Annotated in this window: 20 protein-coding genes; 8 read left to right on the top strand and 12 right to left on the bottom strand. The window is 59.3% G+C overall.

Annotated features, from left to right (window positions below):
• Positions 1–108: 108 nt before the first annotated feature.
• The 4 genes from ppc to edd all read right to left on the bottom strand — a co-directional run bounded on the left by ppc (position 109) and on the right by edd (position 7,377).
• The gene (ppc, locus tag ACFOFO_RS19085) at positions 109–2,883 is read right to left on the bottom strand and encodes a phosphoenolpyruvate carboxylase (protein WP_390332432.1); all 2,775 of its coding nucleotides are present in this window, start codon (positions 2,881–2,883) and stop codon (positions 109–111) included.
• A 60-nt stretch (positions 2,884–2,943) separates the two neighbouring features.
• Positions 2,944–4,626 (bottom strand): glucose-6-phosphate isomerase, encoded by a 1,683-nt coding sequence (gene pgi, locus ACFOFO_RS19080; protein ID WP_390322486.1) that lies wholly within the window; start codon positions 4,624–4,626, stop codon positions 2,944–2,946.
• A 70-nt stretch (positions 4,627–4,696) separates the two neighbouring features.
• Positions 4,697–5,356, bottom strand: a complete 660-nt coding sequence (gene eda, locus ACFOFO_RS19075; protein WP_390327875.1) for a bifunctional 4-hydroxy-2-oxoglutarate aldolase/2-dehydro-3-deoxy-phosphogluconate aldolase — start codon at positions 5,354–5,356, stop codon at positions 4,697–4,699.
• Positions 5,357–5,538: 182 nt separating this feature from the next.
• Positions 5,539–7,377: a phosphogluconate dehydratase gene (edd, locus tag ACFOFO_RS19070; protein WP_390322485.1), complete on the bottom strand. Its 1,839-nt coding sequence runs from the start codon at positions 7,375–7,377 to the stop codon at positions 5,539–5,541.
• Between the two features lie 206 nt (positions 7,378–7,583).
• Between edd and zwf the strand changes: the two genes are divergently transcribed.
• Together zwf and ACFOFO_RS19060 are read left to right on the top strand one after the other, a co-directional pair.
• A complete protein-coding gene (gene zwf / locus ACFOFO_RS19065; protein ID WP_390322484.1) occupies positions 7,584–9,056 on the top strand; it encodes a glucose-6-phosphate dehydrogenase in 1,473 nt (490 codons plus the stop codon).
• Between the two features lie 3 nt (positions 9,057–9,059).
• Complete coding sequence (locus ACFOFO_RS19060) at positions 9,060–9,746, top strand: 6-phosphogluconolactonase (RefSeq protein ID WP_390322483.1); 687 nt, start codon at positions 9,060–9,062, stop codon at positions 9,744–9,746.
• Between the two features lie 266 nt (positions 9,747–10,012).
• On the opposite strand, the gene ACFOFO_RS19055 is transcribed toward ACFOFO_RS19060, so the two are convergent.
• The 5 genes from ACFOFO_RS19055 to ACFOFO_RS19035 form a co-directional block, all read right to left on the bottom strand.
• Positions 10,013–11,266 carry an ROK family transcriptional regulator gene (locus tag ACFOFO_RS19055; protein WP_390322481.1) on the bottom strand — a complete coding sequence of 418 codons (1,254 nt, stop codon included), beginning with the start codon at positions 11,264–11,266 and terminating at the stop codon, positions 10,013–10,015.
• A 9-nt stretch (positions 11,267–11,275) separates the two neighbouring features.
• Positions 11,276–11,728: an RbsD/FucU family protein gene (locus ACFOFO_RS19050; protein WP_390322479.1), complete on the bottom strand. Its 453-nt coding sequence runs from the start codon at positions 11,726–11,728 to the stop codon at positions 11,276–11,278.
• Positions 11,721–12,515: an ATP-binding cassette domain-containing protein gene (locus ACFOFO_RS19045; RefSeq protein WP_390332431.1), complete on the bottom strand. Its 795-nt coding sequence runs from the start codon at positions 12,513–12,515 to the stop codon at positions 11,721–11,723. Before ACFOFO_RS19045 ends, ACFOFO_RS19050 begins: the two co-directional genes overlap by 8 nt.
• A gap of 3 nt (positions 12,516–12,518) precedes the next feature.
• Positions 12,519–13,475, bottom strand: coding sequence for an ABC transporter permease (locus ACFOFO_RS19040; RefSeq protein ID WP_390322478.1), 957 nt, complete (start codon positions 13,473–13,475; stop codon positions 12,519–12,521).
• A gap of 207 nt (positions 13,476–13,682) precedes the next feature.
• A complete protein-coding gene (locus ACFOFO_RS19035) occupies positions 13,683–14,678 on the bottom strand; it encodes a sugar ABC transporter substrate-binding protein (protein WP_390332429.1) in 996 nt (331 codons plus the stop codon).
• A gap of 211 nt (positions 14,679–14,889) precedes the next feature.
• Here ACFOFO_RS19035 and ACFOFO_RS19030 point away from each other — a divergent pair, with 211 nt between their 5' ends.
• On the top strand, positions 14,890–15,858 hold the full coding sequence (locus tag ACFOFO_RS19030; protein ID WP_390332427.1) for a PfkB family carbohydrate kinase: 969 nt from the start codon (positions 14,890–14,892) through the stop codon (positions 15,856–15,858).
• Positions 15,859–15,913: 55 nt separating this feature from the next.
• Positions 15,914–17,116 carry a maltoporin gene (locus tag ACFOFO_RS19025; protein WP_390332425.1) on the top strand — a complete coding sequence of 401 codons (1,203 nt, stop codon included), beginning with the start codon at positions 15,914–15,916 and terminating at the stop codon, positions 17,114–17,116.
• Between the two features lie 144 nt (positions 17,117–17,260).
• On the opposite strand, the gene ACFOFO_RS19020 is transcribed toward ACFOFO_RS19025, so the two are convergent.
• Positions 17,261–17,548 (bottom strand): DUF3563 family protein, encoded by a 288-nt coding sequence (locus ACFOFO_RS19020; protein WP_390322475.1) that lies wholly within the window; start codon positions 17,546–17,548, stop codon positions 17,261–17,263.
• Positions 17,549–17,671: 123 nt separating this feature from the next.
• Here ACFOFO_RS19020 and ACFOFO_RS19015 point away from each other — a divergent pair, with 123 nt between their 5' ends.
• The 4 genes from ACFOFO_RS19015 (at position 17,672) to ACFOFO_RS19000 (ending at position 20,535) form a co-directional block, all read left to right on the top strand.
• Positions 17,672–18,679, top strand: coding sequence for a Gfo/Idh/MocA family protein (locus ACFOFO_RS19015; RefSeq protein ID WP_390322474.1), 1,008 nt, complete (start codon positions 17,672–17,674; stop codon positions 18,677–18,679).
• 9 nt (positions 18,680–18,688) lie between these two features.
• Positions 18,689–18,877, top strand: coding sequence for a hypothetical protein (locus tag ACFOFO_RS19010; protein WP_390322472.1), 189 nt, complete (start codon positions 18,689–18,691; stop codon positions 18,875–18,877).
• A 96-nt stretch (positions 18,878–18,973) separates the two neighbouring features.
• Positions 18,974–19,555 (top strand): DJ-1/PfpI family protein, encoded by a 582-nt coding sequence (locus tag ACFOFO_RS19005; RefSeq protein ID WP_390332423.1) that lies wholly within the window; start codon positions 18,974–18,976, stop codon positions 19,553–19,555.
• Positions 19,556–19,632: 77 nt separating this feature from the next.
• Positions 19,633–20,535, top strand: a complete 903-nt coding sequence (locus ACFOFO_RS19000) for a methylglyoxal synthase (RefSeq protein ID WP_390322471.1) — start codon at positions 19,633–19,635, stop codon at positions 20,533–20,535.
• 159 nt (positions 20,536–20,694) lie between these two features.
• Here the strand turns inward: ACFOFO_RS19000 and ACFOFO_RS18995 are convergent, their stop codons facing one another.
• Entirely contained in the window at positions 20,695–21,153 is a 459-nt protein-coding gene (locus ACFOFO_RS18995) for a dihydroneopterin aldolase (protein ID WP_390322470.1), read from the bottom strand.
• Positions 21,154–21,280: 127 nt separating this feature from the next.
• Positions 21,281–22,534, bottom strand: a complete 1,254-nt coding sequence (gene glyA, locus ACFOFO_RS18990) for a serine hydroxymethyltransferase (RefSeq protein WP_390322468.1) — start codon at positions 22,532–22,534, stop codon at positions 21,281–21,283.
• Positions 22,535–22,567: the final 33 nt, after the last annotated feature.

Raw genomic sequence — 22,567 nt, 5'->3', positions numbered from 1 at the left:
GCATTGAATGATGCGCTCCGAACCTTGCCGAAGTTGGCGTGGCCTGCCAACGGCGGGTGCTGCGTCCGCGCGCCGCCACAGCATCGCAGCACGCCAACACCAACACCCTCACCCGCTGTTGCGCAAGCCCGCCGCAATTCCGTTGATCGACAGATGGATGCCGCGCCGCACGCGCTCGTCAGTATCGCCGTGGCGATAGCGTTGCAGTAACTCGACCTGCACGTGGTTCAGCGGTGACAGGTAGGGGAAGCGGTTGCGGATCGAGCGTTTCAGCAACGGATTCGCATCGAGCAGTTCGGCCTGGCCGGAAATTTGTTTCAATGCACTCAGTGTCGCCTGATGCTCGGCCTGCAGGCGCGGGAAGATGCGGTTGCGCAAGCCTTCATCCTTGACCAGCTGGGCATAGCGGCTGGCGATCCCGATGTCGCTCTTGGCCAGCACCATTTCCATGTTCGACAGCAGACTGGCAAAGAAGCCCCAGCCCTTGAACATCGCCTGCAGCGTCTGCAGGCCGTCGTGCGGATGCGCCTTCAGGTAAGCCTGCACCGCGCTGCCGAAGCCGAACCAGCCGGGCAGCATCAAGCGGCATTGCGACCAGCTGAACACCCACGGAATCGCGCGCAGGTCGTCGATTGCGGTCGACTTCTTGCGCGACGCCGGGCGGCTGCCGATGTTCAGGCTGGCGATTTCGGAGATCACGGTCGACTCCCAGAAATACTGCTCGAAGCCTTCGGTCTCGTACACCATGTTGCGATAGGCGCGGAACGCATGCGCCGACAATTCGTCCATCGCGGCCAGGAATTGCGGCGGCGCGGCCGCGTCCCGATGCGACAACAGGCTCGCTTCCAGCGTCGCGGCCACCAGCACTTCCAGATTGCGGCGCCCGACTTCCGGATTGCCGTACTTGGCGGTGATCACCTCGCCCTGCTCGGTCAGACGGATCTGGCCCTGCACCGCACCGGCCGGCTGCGCCAGGATCGCCTGATAGCTGGGGCCGCCGCCGCGTCCGACCGATCCGCCACGGCCGTGGAACAGCCGCAAGCGCACCTGGTGCCGCTCAAACACCTCCACCAGTTCCAGCTCGGCCTTGTACAGCTCCCAGCCGGACGTCAGGAAACCGCCATCCTTGTTGCTGTCCGAATAGCCCAGCATCACTTCCTGCGCATTGGCGCGGCTTGCCAGCAGTCGCGCATAGGCCGGCAGCGCCAGCAGGCGATCCATCGCCTTGGCGCTGTTCTGCAAATCGCCGATGGTTTCAAACAGCGGGATGATGTTGACATCGAGCCGGCCTTCGAGCGGATGCAATAAGCCGGCCTCCTTCAGCAGCAGCGCCAGTTCCAGCATGTCGGACACGCCGTCGGTCTTGGAGATGATGCAGTTCGGTACCGCGCCCTTGCCGTAGGCCAGCTGCGCGCTACGGGCGCCGCGGTAAATCGCCAGCTCGGAACGGGTCTCCTCGCTGTATGGCAGGTAGGGCGAGGCCAGCGGACGGGCCGAGCTGATCTCGGCGATCAGCAAGGCGATGCGCTGGTCCTCGTCCAGCTGCAGATAATCGGTGCCCGGTTTCGCCGCTTCCAGCAGTTCGGCCACCACGCGCTCATGCACGTCGGAATTCTGACGCAGATCGATCGGCGCCAGATAGAAGCCGAACACGCGTACCGCGCGCCGCAGGTGACGCAGGCGGCCGCGCGTCAGCGCCGCCGAACCGTGTTGCAGCAACGATTGATGCACCACGTCCAGATCGGCAATCAGCTGCTGCGCATCGGTATAGGCCGCTGCGACGCCGCTGGCATGGAGCGCCGGCGGATGTCCCAGCAGATGCTGATAGGTTGTCGCCAGGCGCGCATAGATGCCGCTGATCGCGAGCCGATACGGTTCGTCGGTGCGGTGCAGCGAATGATCGGGCGATGCCGCCGCCAAGGCCAGCAACTCGTCCGAGACGCTGACCAGCAGGCTGGCGACCGACAGCTGCGAACCCAGCGTATGCAGCTCGTTCAGGTAGAAATTGAGCGCACGCGACGACTGCATCTTCAGCGTCTGTTCCAGCACCTCGGCGGTGACGAAAGGATTGCCGTCGCGGTCGCCGCCGATCCAGCTGCCCATCTGCATGAAGGTCGGCAGTTCGACCTGCGTCAGCGTGCCATCCTTGCGGCACAGCAGATCCTCCAGCCCCGCATACAGGTGCGGCAGTTCGCGCAGGAAGGTGTAGTCGTAGAAGCTGAGGCCGTTTTCGACCTCGTCCAGCACCGACAGCTTGGCGGTGCGCAGCATCCGGGTCTGCCATAGCGTCAGCACCGCACGCTGCAACGCTTCCTCGTTGGCTGCCGCCTCTTCCGGCGTCAGCTGGATGCGATCGCGCTCGTCCAGCAGGCGGCTGATCACCATCTGGCAATTTAAAATGCTCTTGCGCTGCACCTCGGTCGGATGCGCGGTCAGCACCGGTGTGACCTGCGCGGTCTGGAAGAAATCCAGCAGCGCCTGCGTATCGCGGCCGTCGCTGTACAGCGTATTGATGGTATGCGCCAGGCTGCCTTCCTTTGGCGCCGAGCCGGCGATCAGGTGGGCGCGGGTACGGCGGATATGGTGCTGGTCTTCGGCCAGATTCACGAGATGCGAAAAATAGCTGAATGCGCGGATCACCTGGGTGGTCTGGTCGTTGCTCAGGCTGTCGAGCGTACGCTCCAGTTCTTCGCGCGCCTGTTCGTCGGCGTCGCGCCGGAAGCGGATCGAATTCTGCCTGACCTGTTCGATCAGCGCAAAAATCTCTTCGCCATGCTGGGCGCGCACGGTATCGCCGAGCAGACGACCGAGCCTGCGAATATCGTCGCGCAAGGACTGATCTTTATCATCTTCCGACAGAAGGGGCATGGTTAGGGCGTTCATGATGGTCTACTTTGCTTGAGTCGTTTAAATGGAATCGTACTCGAATAACGCTGGTGCGGCTCACTTGCTCTGCAGTATCTGCAGCAGGCCGCGGGTCGAGCTATCGTAATCCTCGTTGACGGCGTCTGGGTCGAGGCTGATCAACTGCAGCGCCAGCGACTTGCCCAGCTCCACGCCCCACTGGTCGAACGCATTGATGTCCCAGATCACCGATTGTACGAATACCTTGTGCTCATACAACGCGATCAGGCCGCCGAGCGAACGCGGCGTCAGCGCGTCGAGCAGCAGCGTCGAGCTGGGACGGTTGCCTTCGAATACGCGGTGCGGCAACAGCCATGCCGGCGCGTCGGGCAGTTCGGCACGGACCTGGTCAAGATCCTTGCCATGCGCCATCGCCTTCGATTGCGCAAAGCAGTTGGCCAGCAATGCGCGGTTGTGTTGCGGCAGGCCGCTGTCGTCCTCGATCACCGCGATGAAATCGGTCGGCGTGATCGCTGCGCCCTGATGCAGGCACTGGAAATACGCGTGCTGGCCGTTGGTGCCGGCTTCGCCAAACAGGATCGGCGCAGTCGCATAGTCGACCCGCTGGCCGGCGCGGGTAACCGACTTGCCGTTGCTTTCCATCTCGAGCTGCTGCAGGTAGGCCGGCAGCCGGTGCAGGCGCTGGTGGTAGGGTGCAATCGAGAGTGCCTGCTGGCCCAGAAAATTGATATTCCAGACGCCGACCAGCGCCATCAGCACGGGCAGGTTCTGTTCCAGCGGCGCCTGCGCAAAATGCAGATCCATCGCGTGCGCGCCGGCCAGCATTTCCTCGAAGCGGTCGGCGCCGACATACAGCATGATCGACAGGCCGATCGCGCTCCACAGCGAATAGCGCCCACCAGCCCAGTTCCAGAACGGAAATACGTTTTCCGGCGCGATGCCGAATTGCTGAGCCGCGTCGACATTGGTGCTGAGCGCGACGAAGTGCTGGCAGATCGATGCCTGCGGGCACCCGCGGCCGAGCATCCATGCGCGCGCGGTGCCGGCGTTGGTCAGCGTCTCCATGGTGGTGAAGGTCTTCGACGCGACCACGAACAGCGTGGTTTCCGGATCGGCCTGTTGCAGCGTGTCGGCCAAATGGCGGCCGTCGACGTTCGACACGAAATGCAGCGTCAGGCCTGGCTGTGCCCACGGCGCCAAGGCGCTGCAGGCCATCTGCGGGCCGAGGTCGGAACCACCGATACCGATGTTGACGATGGTACGAATCGCCTTGCCGGTATGGCCGACCCAGCGGCCGTCACGCACCGCGTCGCTGAAACTGCGCATCCGCGCCAGCACTGCATGGACATCGGCGGCAATGTCTGCGCCGTCCAGCAAAAAGCGCGTGCCCTTCGGCAGACGCAGGACGCTGTGCAACACTGCCCGGTTTTCCGTGCTATTGATCGCCGCGCCAGCCAGCATCGCATCGCGCCGCGCTTCGAGCTGCTGCTGACGCGCCAGTGCCAGCAGTTCCGACAGCACCGGGGCATCGATCCGCTGCTTTGAATAGTCCAGCAGCATGCCGCAGGCCGACACCGAGAAGCGTCGAAATCGCTGCGGATCGGCGCGGAACAATTCCTTGATGGTGGAAATGCCGGCCGCGCGCTGCTGCAGCGTCGACCACAGCGGCGTCTGCGAGACCAGATTGACGGCGGTATTGAGGCAAGGCGGCTCGGATGGCGCAGAGGCGTTGAGCGATGCAACGGATGCGTGGGAAGACATGATTTTTGTGGGAGTATAGGTTTTTATGTACTGAATGCGCTTATATCTAAAGCGCCCCGAATGAATTTAATTATTTACTGGGGGCAGTATTTACCCTGCCAGCGGCACTGGCCTGCGCCGCCAGCTGGCCGATCGCCTGCCAGTCGTTGGCCGCGATCAATCCGGCCGGACACATCCAGGAGCCGCCGACGCACAGCACATTATCCTGTTGCAGCAACTGCGGCGTGGCGTCCAGCGTGACGCCGCCGGTCAGGCAGAAGCGCACATCGGGGAACGGCCCGCCCAGCGCCTTCGCCATCTTGACGCCGCCGACCACATCGGACGGAAATAGCTTGACCACATTAAAACCGTGTTCCAGCGCCAGCATCAGATCGCTGGCGCCGCCGACGCCGGGAAAATACGGCAGGCCCGATTCCCCCGCCGCGCGTGCCAGCACCGGCGTGATGCCCGGGCTGATGCCAAAATGCGCGCCGGCGTTGCGCACCGCGTCGAGCTGGGCCGCGGTCAGGATGGTGCCGGCGCCGACCACCACGTCCGGGCAGGCCTTGACGACTTCGCTCAACACCGTCAGCGCGTTCGGCGTGCGCAAGGTGATTTCCACCACCGGCAGCCCGTTCGCCGCCAGCGCAGAGACGCAGCGGATGGCCTGGTCGACATCGTCGCTGACCAGGATCGGCAGCACGCGCACTTGTTGCAGCTGCTGCAGGATGGTTTGCTTGTTGTATATCATATTCAATCGACTCCTTCAGATATGGGGTGCAGTGGCGCGCCACCCGCACGATCACACACGGTAGATAAACAAAGACGGATATTGGTTCTGAATCATTGGCGCTGATGCTGATTCTGCTGATTATGCTGATTATGCTGATTATGCTGATTATGCTGATTATGCTGATTATGGCCGCTACCGGCTCAATCGACAAACAGGGTGGACGCGCCGTGCTCCGGCGTGCTCACCACGCGACGTTGCGCCACGAACAGGTCGCGACCGTAGCCATGCGCCGATTCTGCGCGCATCGGATGCGGCGTGCGGGCAGCCCATTCCGCGGCTGGCACCAGCGCAGCCAACTCGCCGGTGTGGATATTCAGTTCGATCAGGTCGCCGTCCCTGACACGCGCCAGCGGGCCGTCCTGCGCCGCTTCCGGGCTGACGTGCAGGGCCGCCGGCACCTTGCCGGAGGCGCCCGACATGCGGCCATCGGTAACCAGCGCGACCTTGTAGCCGGCCGACATCAGGCTGCCCAGCACCGGCGTGAACTGGTGCAACTCCGGCATGCCGTTGGCCTGCGGACCCTGATAGATCACAACTGCAACAAAATCCATGTTCAGCTGGCCGGCCTGGTAGCCGTCGACCAGCGCCTCCTGCGAGTCGAACACCCGGGCCGGCGCGCGTATCACCCAAGCGTCCTCTGGCACCGCCGACGCCTTGATGATCGCGCGTCCGAGATTGCCCTGCAGCAGACGCAGTCCGCCGGTCGGCGCAAACGGCTCGCTCACATTGCGCACTACGCTGGTATCGGTCGATTGCGGTGGTAGCGCTTGCCATTGCACCCTGCCATCCTGCAACGCCGGGCGTGCGGTATGCCCGTTCAACCCGGCGCCACCAAACACGGTCTTCACATCGCCATGCATCAGCCCACCCGCCAGCAGTTCCCGGATCACGAACGTCGGGCCGCCCGCGTCTTCGAACGCGTTAACGTCGGCACTGCCGTTCGGGTAGACCCGCGTCAGCAGCGGAATCACCGCCGATAACTCGTCGAAGTCCTGCCAGTCGATCACGATCCCGGCAGCGCGCGCCACCGCGACCCAGTGCATCGTGTGATTGGTCGAGCCGCCGGTCGCCAGCAGCGAGACCAGCGCATTGACGATCGCCTTTTCATTGACGACATGACCGATCGGCGTGTAGTCGCCGCCGTGCTCGGTCAGCTGCAGCACGCGCTCCACCGCGCAGTCGGTCAATGCGGTGCGCAGCGCGGTATTCGGATGCGCGAAGGAGGCGCCCGGCAGGTGCAGGCCCATCGCTTCCAGCAGCATCTGGTTGCTGTTGGCGGTGCCGTAAAAAGTACAGGTGCCGGCGCTGTGATAGGCCGCGCTCTCCGATTGCAGCAATTCTTCCTTGCTGGCCCTGCCCTGCGCATAGCGCTCGCGCACTGCCGCCTTGTCCTTGTTCGACAGCCCGGAACCCATCGGCCCGGCCGGCACGAAGATCGCCGGCAAATGGCCGAAGGCGAGTGCGCCGATCAGCAGGCCCGGCACGATCTTGTCGCAGATGCCGAGACACAAGGCGGCGTCGAATGCGTCGTGCGACAGCGCGATGGCGGTCGCCTGGGCGATCACGTCGCGCGAGAACAAGGACAGTTCCATGCCGGGCCGGCCTTGCGTGACGCCATCGCACATCGCCGGCACGCCGCCCGCTACCTGGGCGGTGCCACCATGGCGCAGCGCCGCCTGCTTGATCTGGTCAGGATAAGTGGCATACGGTTGGTGCGCTGACAACATATCATTGTAGGCAGTGACGATGCCGATGTTGGGCCGTTGCGCCTGATTCAGCCAGATCTTGCTGCGCGATTCGGCGGCGGCGTTGGCGTGTGCCTGGTTCGCGCAAGACAGGCTGGCACGGCGCGGACCGCGCCCGCGCATCTGCTCCAGCCGGGCCAGATAGGCATCGCGCAAGGGCTGGCTGCGCTCGCTGATGCGGCGGGTCACCTGCGCGACGACAGGGTGGATTTTTTCTTGCTTGATGAAGGTCATAGGAAGTTCCGGCGCTTGGTTCAGATGCCTAAAAAGATAGCACGGAACGCGCTCTTTTTGTAGCAAACTTTCATTTAAAGTCGTTTTTACGTGAATATCACGAAATAAATAGACATTGATTGTAATTAAATTACATTTATGAAGGCAGTCTGGCATAATCGACAGCACGGATTATTCGCCACACATTCTCTTCCATCGGAGTCAGCATGACCACTTTTGTCTTGTTCGGCGGCACCGGCGATCTCGCGAAGCGCAAGATCATCCCTGCCCTGTATAGCGCCTTCGTCAACGGCCGGCTGGATGCCAATTTCAGCTTTATCGGCGTCGCACGCGAAGCGCTCGACGACGCCGATTTTCGGCAGCGCGTGTTGGCCAGCGTTTCGGCCAGCATCGAAGGCTCCTCGGCGAATGGCGGCGGCAGTACGCCGGCCACCTTGCAGGCGTTCCTGGCGCTCACCAGCTATTGCAAAATCGATGCGCGCGAAGCGGCCGATTTCGAACCGCTGAAACAACGCATCGACACCAGCGGCGCCAACGCCGCCCTGTTCTATCTGGCGACCGGCCCCGATCTGTTCATCCCGGTGGTGCAGCAGCTGGCGGCGCACGAGCTGGTCGGCGACAATGCCCGCGTGGTACTGGAAAAGCCGCTGGGGCGCGATGCGCAATCGGCGCGCGAGATCAACGCCGCGCTGCGCACCTATCTGAAGGAAAAGCAGATCTATCGTATCGACCATTACCTCGGCAAGGAGATGGTGCAGAATCTGCTGGTATTACGCTTTGCCAATTCCTTCCTCGAGCCGCTGTGGAATCGCAAATGGATCCAGGACGTGCAGATCTCGATTTCGGAGCAGGTCGGCGTCGAGTCGCGCGGCGACTTTTATGACCACACCGGCGCCTTGCGCGACATGGTGCAAAACCATCTGCTGCAGTTGCTATCGATCGTCGCGATGGAGCCACCGGTCAATGCCAACCCGGACGCGATCCGTGATGAGAAAGTGAAAGTATTGCGCGGCCTGCACAAGTTCACACCGGAAGAAGTCAGCAAGCACACCGTGCGCGGCCAGTACCGGGCCGGTGCGATCGACGGCAAGCCGGTGATCTCGTACCAGGCCGAACCCGGCGTGCCGGCGGCGTCGCGCACCGAAACCTTCGTCGCGATCCGGGCCGAGATTGACAACTGGCGCTGGGCCGGCGTGCCATTCTTCTTGCGCACCGGCAAACGGATGGCCAGCCGCAGCGCCGAGATCACCATCAATTTCAAGCCGATTCCGTATTCGATCTTCGGCACCAACCAGCGCAATCTGCGCTCGAACCGCCTGGTCATTTCGCTGCAGCCGGAAGAAAGCGTCGAACTGTTCCTCAAGACCAAGGAGCCGGGCGAAGGGATCCGGCTGTCGGACGTTGCGCTCAACCTGGATTTTGCAGAAGCGTCCACATCGCGTCGGGTCGAATCCTACGAACGCCTGCTGCTCGATGCGATGCACGGCGACCTGACGCTGTTCGTGCGCGACGATGAACTGGGCGCCGCATGGGACTGGATCGATCCGATCCTGAGCGCCTGGCAGGGCGACAGCGAGGGACTCAAATCCTACATCTCCGGCAGCTGGGGCCCGGCCGCGGCCAGTTATTTGCTGGCGCAATGCGGCTCGGCCTGGGGCGAAGAATACGTCGAGGATTAAACCATGCTGCGTCTGCATGAATATGAAAATTTTGACGCGTTGCGACCTGCACTGCTGGCGCAATGGCTGGCCGTGATCGACAACGCACCGGCGCATGCCGGCGCCAGCTTCGCGCTGGCCGGTGGCACCACGCCGGCCGCACTGTATCGCGAACTGGATCAGGCACTGGCGCAGCGCGACGCCGGACCACACCCGATCCGGCTGGTCGCGACCGACGAACGCTGGGTCATTGACGCCGATGCGCAGAGCAACGAGGGCTTGTTCCGGCGCTGCCTGGCGCAATCGAATCGCACCGCCGAACGCTGGGAGCTGGTGTCGTTGAAAAACGCCGCAGCCACACCGGAAGTGGCGATTGAGGCGATCGGCACGCGCTTGCACCAGCAATTTCCCGACGCGTTCAGTGCAGTGCTGCTGGGCATGGGAACCGACGGCCATATTGCGTCGCTGTTCCCGCATCATCCGACCGAGGACAACCAACAACCTTGCCTGGCCGCGCTCCATCCGCAGACCCGGCAAAGCCGGATCTCGCTGTCGCTGCCACGCCTGCTCAATACGGAACGGTTGTGGCTGCTGATCACCGGCACCGACAAGCGCAGGGTGTTGGAAAAGGCGACCAACAGCGACCTGCCGATCGGCGCCTTGCTGCGGGGCGCGCAGTGCGATGTCGACGCGTTCTGGTGCCCGGCGTAACTCCTTGGCGTCGACCGGCAATGACGAGCTCTGGTGCCAATAGCAGCATTTTGGCGAACCAATTCACAATGCCGCAATACTTCAGGCTGACAGCTGTCGGTGTGAGAAATGCATTTACTCCGCAGGTCGGCAGCACATGTTCTGACAGCCGGGAGTAAGACTTTGTGGCGCCGTTGATCATTGATGGACGGCGCTTTTTTGTTAGCGTTGGCGCTCTGAGTGGCCCCGCTCGAAAATTGCGGCGCCATTAACCTTCGTCAATCGATTTATTTGTCCAACTTCAGGAACAGATCACGATCGGGTGCAAAGTTCGCATAAAGCGGAAGTAAAGCACCGCCGATCGCTCTGGCATCCGAGCCGATGGTACCGGCCAACACAACGGGGCGGGTAATACCTTCCCAGCTATAGTAATCCAATGAAGTTTCAACTTCCTGCATGAGTTTATCGAGTAATTCTCGATCGATAGAGCCATCGATAATCACGCCATCCAGATCGAGCAGGCAGGTTGCGCTATTGATCGCAAATGCGATGGCGCGCGCGGCGTCGTCCAGCCATGCGGTCGTATGCGTCAGCCACGGTGCTTGCAGTGCCCGCGCATCCACCGATGCAGTCTCATCCAAACCTGCGGCACCGAACAATTGTTCCAGATTGAACAGCGATGCGTCACTCAGCAACTGCTCCGGCAAAGTACCCTTCTCACGTCTGGCTAGTCCTAGCGGGATGGAACCTACAGCCCCCGCATTGCCATGCCGTCCGCTGCGCAGATGACTGTCAATGACCAGGCCACCACCAATAAACGTGCCAACGAACACATAGAGAAAGCTCTTGATGCTGCGTCCCCTGCCAGCGACTAATTCAGCCACGCAGGCAGCTGCTGAGTCTTTTGAGAACTCTACCGGCAAGTCAGTCATGGCTTGCACCCGTTCGCGGATATCGATCCGGTTCCACTTATCGGCTAAGTCTGGCTCGATACTGAGCAATTGTTGCCATCCTCCCAGCGCCAGAGGTGCAGCAATCCCGATACCACTCAGTCGCGATTCTCGTTTTGGTCCAAGGAGAGCGCGCATACGGTCGAGTTGCAGTGCGATCTCAGCGAACAGCAGGTCGGGATCGGGGAATGCATACGCCAACGCAGAACGTTCACGCACCCGCCCGGCGAAGTCCACCAGCAACACATCCAGACTGCGGCGGCCAATTTTGATGCCGATAGAATAAGCACCGTCGGGATTGAGCGCTATCGGCACGGATGGCTGGCCGACCTTGCCGCGCAGGGATGCCTGTTTGGCCACCAGCCCCTCTTCCAGGAGACGGTTGATGATCAGTGACACCGTTTGGGTGCTGAGGTTGGTGAGCCTGGCAATATCTGCTTTCGGCATGCTGCCGTGAAAGCGGATCGCCTGTAACACGACACGCTCATTGAACTGGCTCATCCCGATCTGATTTGAGCCACGTGGTCTGAGTCGGTTGAGGTCATCTTCACCTGGCTCAGTGAAAGGGGTTTGCATGGTAGTGTCTAACATAGCCGAGAATTATGCCAGAGCTTCAGCGATGACCCCTTTTTTGAAAATGAAGTTCGCGTATGGCTGCATTTCACCGGTTTGCACGATCGCGTAGGCTTGCTTTACACGCTCATAAAATGCGAAGCGCTCGACCGCCTCACATTGTGCCGGGTCGGCCGAGCCGGTTTCTGCCAGCAAGCCAATCACCGCTTGTTGCAACGCTGATGCGTATCCTGCCGGTGTATCGCATACTTTCATGTAAGCAACGGGCTGCGAGATAGCCGCGTCCAGCGGAAACACCGACAGCACCGCCTGGCATGCGCGATGCAGGCTGATGCCGGGCAGCCGGATGAGTTGCTTGTCATGCCCGAGTGTTTCGGCCGTAAAGTTGGCATCGGCCACAACGACCTCATCGCCATGCCCCATTTCGCACAAGACCTTGAGCAACTCCGGTGAGAGCAGAGAATCGATACCTTTAAGCATGGGCGTCCTGCGGCAAATCTGCCGGATTTTTAGCGCCGGTCATGACGGCAACCGTATCCGACATGCTGATGGTTTTTGGATTGACGACTGCGGCCCGTTTGCCCAGTCGCTGAATATGGATACGGTCCGCGATTTCGAACACATGCGGCATGTTGTGGCTAATCAAGATTACCGGCAAACCTTTGTCGCGCACCCGACGAATCAATTCCAGTACCATATTGCCTTCTTTTACGCCCAGTGCAGCGGTCGGTTCATCCAGAATCACCACATGCTTCGCAAATGCGGTACTGCGCGCCACCGCCACGCCTTGACGCTGACCGCCGGACAAGGTTTCAACCGCCTGATTCATGGAACGGATGCCGATTTTCAGGTCCTGCATGTGACGGGTCGCCTCCGACAGCATGGCCTTCTTGTCGATGATCCGCAGCCACTGCCCCAAGATGCCTGAACGCAATATCTCCCGACCAAGAAACAGGTTTTCAGCGATGGTCATCGCCGGGCATACAGCGAGATCCTGGTAAACCGTTTCGATGCCATGCTTGCGCGCATCAATCGGTGAGTTGAAATGCACCTGCTTTCCATCCAAAAACATTTCCCCCTCATCCGGCACGAGGGCACCGGAAAGCGCCTTGATCAGCGAGGATTTGCCTGCGCCGTTATCGCCAATGACCGCCAGGATTTCTCCGGCCCGCAAATCGAAATCGACCCCATCGAGTGCCGTGACATGGCCGTAACGTTTAACCAGACCGCGGGCCTGGAAGATCGTGGTTGAATTAGCTGCGTTCATGATTCAACCTTTCTTGTGCGTGAGTTGGTCGGTTGCAACCGCCAGGATGACGAGGATGCCTGTGACCAGGATCTGGAAAACGGACGGTACCCCCATGAGAGTGAGGCCGTTACGGAATACACCGACGATCAGTACACCGATCAAGGTACTGATCACCACACCACGGCCACCGAACAGACTGGTGCCACCAAGCACGACGGCGGTGATGCTGTCCAGATTGTCGGTTTGACCGGCTTGCGGGTCGCCTACCCCCATGCGGGCAACAGACAATAGCGCGGCGATGCCGTAAAAAAGACCCGCCAGCGTATACACACCAATCAACACGCGATTGGTCGCGATACCGGTCAGGCGTGCGGCTTCCGGATTGTTGCCTACCGCATAAATGTGCCGGCCAGGTGCTGTGTCACGCAAGAACAGCCAGGTCAGCAGATAAAGCGAGACCATCAGCACGGTGCCGTAAGTAATATTGGTCTGCCCAATCTGGAAGGTATTACCCAGGAACAGCATCGCTGCCGGTAAATCTGTGACGGTCTGCGCTCCGGAATACAGTTGGGTGGTGGCGAAAATGATGTTCATCGTGCCGAGTGTCACGATGAATGACGGCAGCTTGATCAGCGTGACCAACGCGCCATTGGCAAATCCTATCAAGGTACAAACCAGAATGCCGCACAACATGGCAAGGTAAGGATTCATGCCATGCGCCACCGCAAATTTGGTGATGACGATCGACCCCAATGCCATCGCCATGCCACAAGACAGATCAATGCCGGCGGTCAGGATGATCAATGTTTGGCCAATCGCAATGACGCCGACGACCATTACTTGCTGCAAAATGAGTGAAAAATTTTGCCCGCTCAGAAAACGGTCCGATTGAAAGGCAAAGAAAATACACGCTGCTAAAAGCGCGAAGAATGGCCCCGTGGAAGAAAGGGGCGGCAAACGGTCGAGGAGCGATTTCATGACGTTTGATCTTTCCGAATTCAGTGATTTCAGTGATAAATGAGCAGTACGCAAAACGGTCTCCCAAAATTTAAATATGCATCACCAGTGATGCTGTGAAACCTATAACAGCTAGATTCGTTGCGGCCATTACACCCGCCCAATAGAACCGGGCATCATGGCCGCGTTTTTATCCAGCCCTCAGGCATACATATTGATGTGCCGGCCTTATTTGTTGCCCCAGCAGGCATCAAGGCCGAATTTTGTATCTTTGCTATTGATGTCTTTCATCGCCTTGTTCGCAATCAATGTCACGCCGGTATCGTAATAACCCGCTACCTTTTTACCGGTTTTCGCGTAAGCAATCCCTGCATCCACGCCCATCGCAGCCATTTTCAATGGGTATTGCTGGGAGGTTGCAGCGATCATGCCGCTCTGCACATCTTTAACACCGGCACAACCGCCATCCACAGAAACAATCATCACGCTCTTTTCCTTGCCGGCGGCCTTCAATGCCTTGAATGCACCCTCGGCAGCTGGTTCGTTGATCGTATAGACCAGATTGATGTCAGGATTTTTTTGCAGGCAGTTTTCCATGGCGGTCTGGCCTTTTGCCTGATCACCGAAACTGTCCGCCGTACAGACCACCTCCGCCGTTTTTACGAGTTCAACCGTCTTTGCGTCGATACCTGCGGCGCCAAAACCGGACAGGAAACCGTTATGGCGTGTAATACCGACCGGGTGCCCCGGGAACAGGTCCAGCATGGCGATTTTTGCGGGCTTGCCCGCCAAGGCTGCCTTCGCATACTGGCCGATCAACACCCCTGCTTTGAAGTTGTCTGTAGCAAACAAGGCATCTACCGCCGCCAACGGCTCGGTCGGGCTATCTAATGCAATCACCATGACGCCCTGCTCACGCGCTTTCTTGATTGCCGGCACGATGGCTTTCGAATCGCTAGGCGTAATCAGGATCGTCTTGGCGCCTGCCGCAATCATGTTTTCGATTGCCGTAATTTGCCCTGCATTATCGCCATCCGACTTGCCTGCGCCAGTGAGCAGTTTGGCGCCATTGGCTTTAGCGGCCTGCTGCGCACCTTCTTTCATTTTCACAAAAAAAGGGTTGATCTCGGTTTTCGTGATCAAGCCAACGACAGGTTCAGCCGCCATTGTCACACCTGCCATGGTGGTCAAGATGCCCGCTGCGACGATCTGTTGAAGCTTCATTTGATGTCTCCTCATGTTGTATTGGATTGGGTTTTATTGTTTTGCGAAATACCACTTTACTGCAGCAACGATTAGGAATATATTCTCTAAAAATTAATAAATCAAGTGGTTTTATTAATTAACTGAATGCGAGGGCTGAGCCGATTTCAAGCCCTCTACTTTTGGTGTGTTGTTAATTCCACCACTACCCCTAAGAACCTACGAGCAAATTATGATCGCGACTATCGGTGAAGCATTGGTTGATTTGATTGAACAGGCGGATGGACGCTTCGAGGCCTGCCTGGGTGGTTCCGTCTGCAATTTCACACAAGCCCTTGCCATGCAGGGTGTGCCGACGACCTATCTCAACCCCTTGTCTCACGACAAATTCGGCACACGGTTTAGCGAGCTTCTGCTGAAAAAAGGCGTCAGTCTGGGCGCAGGCAACCGCAGCAGCTGCCCTACTTCCCTGGCCATCGTCAGTCTGGACGAGCAAGGCTCGCCAACCTATGCCTTTCACCGGGAATCAGTTGCGGATCGCGACATCACTGCCGACCTGCTGATAGCCGGCCTGCCAGTGCCATGTGCGTTGCTGCATACCGGCGGACTGACCCTGGTTCCGGCCGATCTTGACAAGATCCTCACCACCATTGGTACTGCGACCAGCCGCGGCACGCTGATCTCGATTGACGCCAATCTACGCCCGATGGCGGTCAAGCAGCATGCCAACTACATCGCCGGCGTAAAGCGCGCACTGCAGCAGTCACATATCGTCAAAGTCAGCGATGAAGACCTGGAGCTGCTCGGACTGGGCAGTGCCACTCTGGAGGAGCTCTCGGCAGCCCTGTTTGCAGAATCGAGCGTGCAACTGATTGCATTGACCCGCGGCGCTGCCGGCGCTGCCTTACTGACGCGGCACTGCCAGGTCGAAATGGCCGCGCCTGCTGACCTGGATGTCGTCGACACGGTCGGCGCAGGCGACTGTTTCCACGCCGGATTGATCGCCTATCTGCAGCGGGCGGGCAAGCTCGGCTCGGCAGGCGCACTCGAACAACTCGATCGCGACTTCCTGCAATCGGCACTGCAGCATGCGGTCGCTGCGGCCAGCCTCAACATCGCACGCGCCGGCTGCGACCCGGCCACATGGGAAGAAACCATTCAATTTAAAAATTGCCACGCCGTGGCTAATGACGTGCTGTAGCACGCGACAGACCGAGCCGCAAAAAGCGGCTCAAATCACGAGGAGATGCAGGACGATGAATTCCACAAAAAAATATGCACTAGCGGTCGCTATCTTGAGCTCAAGCATGGGCCAGGCATACGCCAGTGATGCGGAGGGCGAATACCATGGTTACTTCAGGGCGGGAGTCGGGTCGAACTCATCGAAAGGCTCGCAAGCCTGCTTCGGCCTGGAGGGCGTCGGCAAATACCGTCTTGGCAATGAATGCGATACCTACGGTGAATTCCTGTACAAAAAGGAGGTCGCCAAGTCAGCCAACGGCGCCAGCTTTGTCGGCAATGTGATGGCCGATTTCTCTAGCCCTTCTTCTGACATCGGCGACAACAAGCTTGGCCTGGCGCAGATGTTTGTGGAAGCGAAGAACATCGACTTCCTGAAGGGCGGCACTGCCTGGATCGGCAAGCGTTTTTACAATCGTCCCGACATCCATATTCTCGATTTCAAATGGCTGCAGGGCGACGGCGTCGGTGGCGGCATAAGCGATCTGCCTTTGGGTCCAGGCAAGTTCAGTTACGGCCTGTTCCGCAACGATATCGACAAGAGCAATGCCGCGACGCGCCACAATTTTACCTATGAAGGTTTGGCCGTGAATCCGAACGGCAGCCTCAAGTTCGATCTGACATTGATCAAGAAGGATGCCGCGGTCGTCGGTGCGCATAACGGCTGGTCGTTATCGGTGGTGCATATTCAAGACAAGGTACTCGGCGGCGACAACAAACTCGGTGTGCAGTACGGTGTCGGCCCCGGCATCAAGATCGGCGGCACCGGCGACATCATGCAGGGCTCGGAGGTTAAGCGCACGCGCGTGTTCGACAATATTACCTGGCAGGTCACGCCGGAATGGAGCGGCTCGGCCGTCGCGCTGGTACAACGCGACAAGAGCAGCGCCGGGACGCAAACCTGGACTTCGTTCGGCGTGCGTCCGGTATATGCATTGACGGACAACATCAAGCTGCAGCTCGAACTCGGTCACGATCGCATCAAGCCGGCAGCCGGCGGTGATGTACAGCAACTCACCAAGCTCACGTTTGCACCGACCCTCGCGGCCGGCAAGGCATTCTGGTCGAGGCCTGAATTGCGCGCATTCGTGACCTATGCCAAATGGAACCGCGCAGCGCAACTGGCTGCGAGCGCAGGCACGACGCTGTCGAGCACCGGCGTTTTCGGTGGCAGTACCAACGGCACATCGATCGGTCTGCAAGTCGAAACCTGGTTCTGATTTTGCAGTTTTATCCGCGCACGCAGAGTTTTTTGTGCGAGCCCAAGACTTCACATTCGAGTCAATTCGGGGGTCCGAGTTTTACGGTTTGCACGAGAACCGTTTCGCGTAATCGGTTCTCGGCGGCGCCGCGGCAGAGCAATTTCAACGTAAGCCGGTCATCATGCGCAGTGGCTGCTGGCAATCGTGCCGGTCCAGTTGGCGCATTCTCGATTCCAGGTCGTAAATGGACGTTGCCTCGGCAAGAAACGCTTCCTGCCGTGCGCGCTGCCGGTCTTCATGGCGCTGCGCCAGTGCGTTCAGGATGCCGGACAGATAAGCCGAGACGGACTTCACAGCCGACTTGTACGACACGCGGCCGAATGGCGATACAGGCGTACGTGCGGGCGGCGCCAAACTGGCGAGGTGGTTGGTAGCGGGTAGCGTAGACATTGAAAACTCCTATAAGGCTATCGAATTGCTGCATTGCGATATCACTATAAGAGATCGACAGTTATACATCCAATTGTTATCAATGATAATTGTTATCAATTTTGTGAATGGATTGGAACGCAGATGAATCACAATGTAGGCTGGGGACTGATTGGCGCCAGTAACATTGCGCGCGAGTGGATGATTGGTGCAATTCGTGCACAACCCGGGAATTCCGTGGTTGCGGTCATGAGCAGCAACGCTGCGCGCGGGGCCGCATTCGCTGCGTCGAATGGTATTGCCGCGTCGTACACCTCGGTAGCGGATTTGCTCGCCGACCCCGCGGTTGATGCCGTCTATATCAGTACCACCAATGAATTGCACGCTCAACAGGCCATCGCCGCCGCCGCCGCAGGCAAGCACGTTTTATGCGAAAAACCCCTGGCACTAACCATCGCTGATGGACATGCAATCATCGACGCCTGTCGGCAGGCCGGGGTCGTACTAGGCACCAATCACCACTTGCGAAATGGCGCGTCACATCGAGCCATCCGCGCACTGGTACAAGAAGGTGCAATAGGCCAACCCTTGTTCGCTCGCGTATTCCACGCGGTAAAGCTGCCCGAGAACCTGCAGGGCTGGCGCGTCAACAACCCGGCCGCAGGTGCCGGGGTCATTCTTGACATCACCGTGCATGACGTGGACACCTTGCGCTTCATCCTTGATGCCGAGCCGGTCGAAGCGATCGCGATGACACCGCGATCAACACTTGCGACTGAACTGATAGAAGACGGTGTAATGGCCGTGCTGCGTTTCGGAAACGGCGTACTGGCCCAGCTGCATGACGCCTTTACCGTGGAATACGCTGGAACGGGGATTGAGATACATGGCAGCGCGGGGTCGATCGTGGGACGCAACGTGATGACCCAGCAGCCCATCGGTGAAGTCGTGCTGCGCGATAGCAAGGGGGAGCATGTAATTGCCATAGAGCACACCAATTTGTATGACCACGCCTTGGCATCGTTCAATGAAGCGATTAAGGGTGCCAGTTCACCCGCTGCAACTGGCGAAGATGGCCTTCGGGCGTTGGCCGCGGCGTTAGCAGTGCTGGAATCATCACGCACGGGCAAGAGTGTCTTGGTGGCAGTGTGAAGCGGCAGCATGAAAAAGTGGATTGCGATGTCGTTATCATTGGCTAGTGATGCGTTCCCGTGCCGCGCCAATGCCAAGGGTAATATGGAAAAATGCCTGATTAACCCAGCATTGCAGAGTCCCAGCATCACGCCATCGCTCGTCGTGCTAATTGCAGGTGCAATTAATTCGGCAGTGCTGTTAAAGCTGGCGCTCTGAGCGGACCCGCTCGGAAATTGCGTGGCCGCAACATGGGAGGGTATTGGGACCTCCTTATATAGACCGATTCTCAATATTTTCTACAGGAGAACTAAAATGGCAGCGAAGAAAATTCTATTCTTGGTCGGTGATTTTGCCGAAGACTACGAAACCATGGTGCCGTTCCAGGCGCTGCAAATGGTCGGCCACACGGTGCACGCAGTCTGCCCCGGCAAGAAGAGCGGCGACAAGATCAAGACCGCGATTCACGACTTCGAAGGCGACCAGACCTATACCGAGAAGCCGGGCCACCTGTTCGCGCTGAATGCGAACTTCGATGACGTCGATGTCGGCAAGTACGACGCGCTGATGATCGCCGGCGGCCGCGCGCCGGAATATCTGCGCCTGAACACTCGGGTGATCGAGATCGTGCGCCAGTTCGCCGCCGCCAGCAAACCGATCGCCGCGGTCTGCCATGGCGCGCAATTGCTGGCCGCGGCCGACGTGATTCGCGGCAAGCGGATTTCCGCCTATCCCGCCTGCGCGCCGGAAGTGCGGCTGGCCGGCGGCGACTATGCGGACATCGAAGTGGATCGTGCAATCACCGATGGCAACTTCATCACGGCGCCGGCCTGGCCCGCCCATCCACAATGGCTGGCGCAATTCCTCAAAGTACTCGGAACCGAAATCGCACTCTGAGCATCAGATCGGGCCTCGCGGACCATCACTCCGGGCCGCGAGGCTGTCCTCACCGCTATCGCAAAGGCTGAATACCCATGCTCTCGAAGCCTCCCCGTTACAGAATCGGCCTGGCTGCAAGCCGGGCCCATCAAGATGCTGCCGACTCGGCATTAGTACGCTTGCTCCAGGGCGGGCAGGCGGCGATCGAGACCCATCTACAGCCGCAATTCATCGTCGTCGGCAGAACCCTGGATGCGATCCGCAATCACGGGCTGCTCCCGGGCTATCCATCGATCGAGCGATTTCCTTATGGCCGCGAAGGTGGCCTGATGATGCTGGTGTCGCGCGTCGTCGATACCGATCCGGCAAAGACCCTGGATGCGGTGATTTACTTGATGGATCCGGTCGATCCGTCGTCTAATTTTCCCGAAGCGCAGGCGCTGAAACGCCAATGCGTCATCCACGGAAAACCGTTTCTTTCGACCCTCGCCGGCGCCCGCGAGTGGCTGGAACTTGAAGCGGTGGCCGTCGGCGCAGCGCCCGATCCGACGCTGGATGCGACCTTTGATCTGGCCAATGAAAGCATCGCGCTGATTGCGCACGACGCGATGAAAGGCCGGATGCTGGAACTGGCCGAACAGCATTTTGAGTTGCTGGACAGGTTCGCGATGCGCTGCGCGACCGGCACCACCGGTGGATTGCTGAATCAGCTTGCGCAAAAGATCAAGGGCCAGGATGCCGGGCGCAATTGGGTGAGGCCTTTCCTGAGCGGTCCGATGGGCGGCGATGCGCAGATTGCCGAACTGATCCTGCATCGCCAATGCCGCCGTGTGCTGTTTCTGGAAGACCCGCATGTCGCGCGTCAGCATGAAGCCGATATTCAACTGCTGGAGCGCGCAGCGCGTACCGTCACCGATTATGCCTCTTGCAGCAGCGATGCCAAGGGTGTGGAGCGCTGGCTGAGTTTGCTGGCCGTGCGGAGCGAGCGCACTGCATGAACGCCGCTGCGGGACCGAGTGCAACAGACACAGGCGAAGCTCTTTGTCGCAATGCCTGACGCAGGTTGCACCGGGCGACGATCATTTTGATTGTGCTTCTTCACGCTGAAAATCGATGGCGATACAGTCGCAACACCAGTCCATAACCCGCCTGCGCCATCAAGCCAGGTTACCAACTTCGGATTGCATCGGAAGATAGCGATACGCTTCACTTCTGGATAATTCCCGATCGCCAAAAGCCGATTCGTAATCATCGCGCGATAGCGCCATCCTGATACCGACGCCACGCGTATCGGGGATTGCCCTGGGTTTTGCAATGACCACATCGACCCACTCGATCCGCGCATCATAGTCGAAAATAAAGTGCATCAATTCGCGCAATCTTGTCTCAAGCAGCGGCGTGTGCGGCTGCGCGGGCCATTCATCGGTGATCCACCGACATACCGGTTCATAATTCAGGCAATCCTCGATCGATTGCGGAAATGCCGGTGCGATCGCGCGCAGCGAAAGACTGATCCGTAGCGGTTGCAGTTCGCGTTCATGCTCCCAAATGCCGACCCGCGATTGCGTTTGTATCTCGTCGACCTCGATTGTCCAAGGTATTACTCGTGGGTTCATCTGGAACATTCAAAAAATTGAAACATGAGAAAAAAATCTTGCTAATCGGCCAGCTCGCGCAAGCGAACCTGATGCCGGCGCAATGCAGCAGGTCGCCGCTATCGGGGCGCGCCCGATCTCGGCAAGCTTATGCCGCCCGGGAAATGCGTGCTAGCGGCATGCAGTCTTCTGCATACACCGGGAAATGCCTGCACAACTGCCTTACCTGTTCACGCACGTGATGAATGACGGACTCATCGCCAGGGCGATCCAGCACATCGCACACCAGTGCCGCAATCAACTTCACCTCGGGCTCCTTGCAGCGTCGTGTTGTAACCGCTGGCGTAGCGATCCGTATTCCGCGCGCGGCGCAAGGCGCTTGCGCATTGTTGTTGACCGCAATGTGGGCCTGGCCCAATGCCAGATGCGCCTCTTTGGCACTGATCCGCTTACCCGCCAAATCGACAACAAACATATGGTTATGGGTGCCGCCCGAGACGACCTTGTATCCGCGCGCGAGAAATATCTCCACCATCGCACGGGCATTGGTAATCACCTGGCACTGATAGGCGATGAAGCTGCGGTCTAGCGCCTCTTTAAAGGCAACGGCTTTCGCCGCCATGACATGCATGGATGGGCCACCGTGCGCGTCAGGAAATACCAGCGCGTCAAGCTTCTTTTCGATCTTCGGATTGGTGCGCGCCAATATCACGCCGCCACGCGGACCACGCAGTGTCTTGTGGGTGCCGGCGGTGACGATATCCGCGATGGGAACCGGATTCGGGTACAGTCCCGCGGCCACCAAGCCGACCACATGGTCGATATCGACCAACAGATACGCCGCCACCTCATCAGCTATTGCGCGCAGGCGCGCAAAATCGAGTTTCCTGGATTGTTCTGAAAACACCGCAACGATGAGGCGTGGCCGGTGCTTGCGTGCCAGCGCATGCATCTGCTCATAGTCGATCTCGCCCGTTTGGCGATGCAGTCCGTAATGCACAACGTGATACAGACGGCCTGAAGAACTGGCGGCTGCGCCATCAGCCCAGTGTCCGCCATGCGCCAGGCTTGGTCCCAGAATGGTGTCGCCGGGATTGAGAAGCGCGGCGTATGCTGCCGTATTCGCCTGCGCGCTTGAATCGGGTTGCACATTCGCATAGGCGGCGCCAAACAATTGCTTGACGCGAGCAAGCGCCAGTTGCTCGATGCGGTCGGCCGGATTGGGATGATGTGCCGTATATTGATTGCTCAAGACCGACGCTTGCGCCTGCAACACACGTGGGCTGGCATAGTTCTCAGAAGCGATCAGCGTGACATGCTCTTCCTGGTAGCCCGATTCGTGCACCATTGCACCCCACAGCGCGGGATCGAAGGCGGCAATTGCATCGTGCTGGTGGATCATGGCTGAGACTCCGAGCAGCGATAGGACCCGCGG

The organism is Pseudundibacterium arcticum, assembly GCF_042646465.1.
Taxonomy (GTDB): domain Bacteria; phylum Pseudomonadota; class Gammaproteobacteria; order Burkholderiales; family Burkholderiaceae_D; genus Undibacterium_A; species Undibacterium_A arcticum.
This window is presented reverse-complemented; position numbering and strand designations above follow the sequence as displayed.

Coding starts and splice junctions, on each gene's coding strand:
- ppc (WP_390332432.1), bottom strand. CDS start 2,883: ATGAACGCCCTAACCATGCCCCTTCTGTCGGAAGATGATAAAGATCAG.
- pgi (WP_390322486.1), bottom strand. CDS start 4,626: ATGTCTTCCCACGCATCCGTTGCATCGCTCAACGCCTCTGCGCCATCC.
- eda (WP_390327875.1), bottom strand. CDS start 5,356: ATGATATACAACAAGCAAACCATCCTGCAGCAGCTGCAACAAGTGCGC.
- edd (WP_390322485.1), bottom strand. CDS start 7,377: ATGACCTTCATCAAGCAAGAAAAAATCCACCCTGTCGTCGCGCAGGTG.
- zwf (WP_390322484.1), top strand. CDS start 7,584: ATGACCACTTTTGTCTTGTTCGGCGGCACCGGCGATCTCGCGAAGCGC.
- ACFOFO_RS19060 (WP_390322483.1), top strand. CDS start 9,060: ATGCTGCGTCTGCATGAATATGAAAATTTTGACGCGTTGCGACCTGCA.
- ACFOFO_RS19055 (WP_390322481.1), bottom strand. CDS start 11,266: ATGTTAGACACTACCATGCAAACCCCTTTCACTGAGCCAGGTGAAGAT.
- ACFOFO_RS19050 (WP_390322479.1), bottom strand. CDS start 11,728: ATGCTTAAAGGTATCGATTCTCTGCTCTCACCGGAGTTGCTCAAGGTC.
- ACFOFO_RS19045 (WP_390332431.1), bottom strand. CDS start 12,515: ATGAACGCAGCTAATTCAACCACGATCTTCCAGGCCCGCGGTCTGGTT.
- ACFOFO_RS19040 (WP_390322478.1), bottom strand. CDS start 13,475: ATGAAATCGCTCCTCGACCGTTTGCCGCCCCTTTCTTCCACGGGGCCA.
- ACFOFO_RS19035 (WP_390332429.1), bottom strand. CDS start 14,678: ATGAAGCTTCAACAGATCGTCGCAGCGGGCATCTTGACCACCATGGCA.
- ACFOFO_RS19030 (WP_390332427.1), top strand. CDS start 14,890: ATGATCGCGACTATCGGTGAAGCATTGGTTGATTTGATTGAACAGGCG.
- ACFOFO_RS19025 (WP_390332425.1), top strand. CDS start 15,914: ATGAATTCCACAAAAAAATATGCACTAGCGGTCGCTATCTTGAGCTCA.
- ACFOFO_RS19020 (WP_390322475.1), bottom strand. CDS start 17,548: ATGTCTACGCTACCCGCTACCAACCACCTCGCCAGTTTGGCGCCGCCC.
- ACFOFO_RS19015 (WP_390322474.1), top strand. CDS start 17,672: ATGAATCACAATGTAGGCTGGGGACTGATTGGCGCCAGTAACATTGCG.
- ACFOFO_RS19010 (WP_390322472.1), top strand. CDS start 18,689: ATGAAAAAGTGGATTGCGATGTCGTTATCATTGGCTAGTGATGCGTTC.
- ACFOFO_RS19005 (WP_390332423.1), top strand. CDS start 18,974: ATGGCAGCGAAGAAAATTCTATTCTTGGTCGGTGATTTTGCCGAAGAC.
- ACFOFO_RS19000 (WP_390322471.1), top strand. CDS start 19,633: ATGCTCTCGAAGCCTCCCCGTTACAGAATCGGCCTGGCTGCAAGCCGG.
- ACFOFO_RS18995 (WP_390322470.1), bottom strand. CDS start 21,153: ATGAACCCACGAGTAATACCTTGGACAATCGAGGTCGACGAGATACAA.
- glyA (WP_390322468.1), bottom strand. CDS start 22,534: ATGATCCACCAGCACGATGCAATTGCCGCCTTCGATCCCGCGCTGTGG.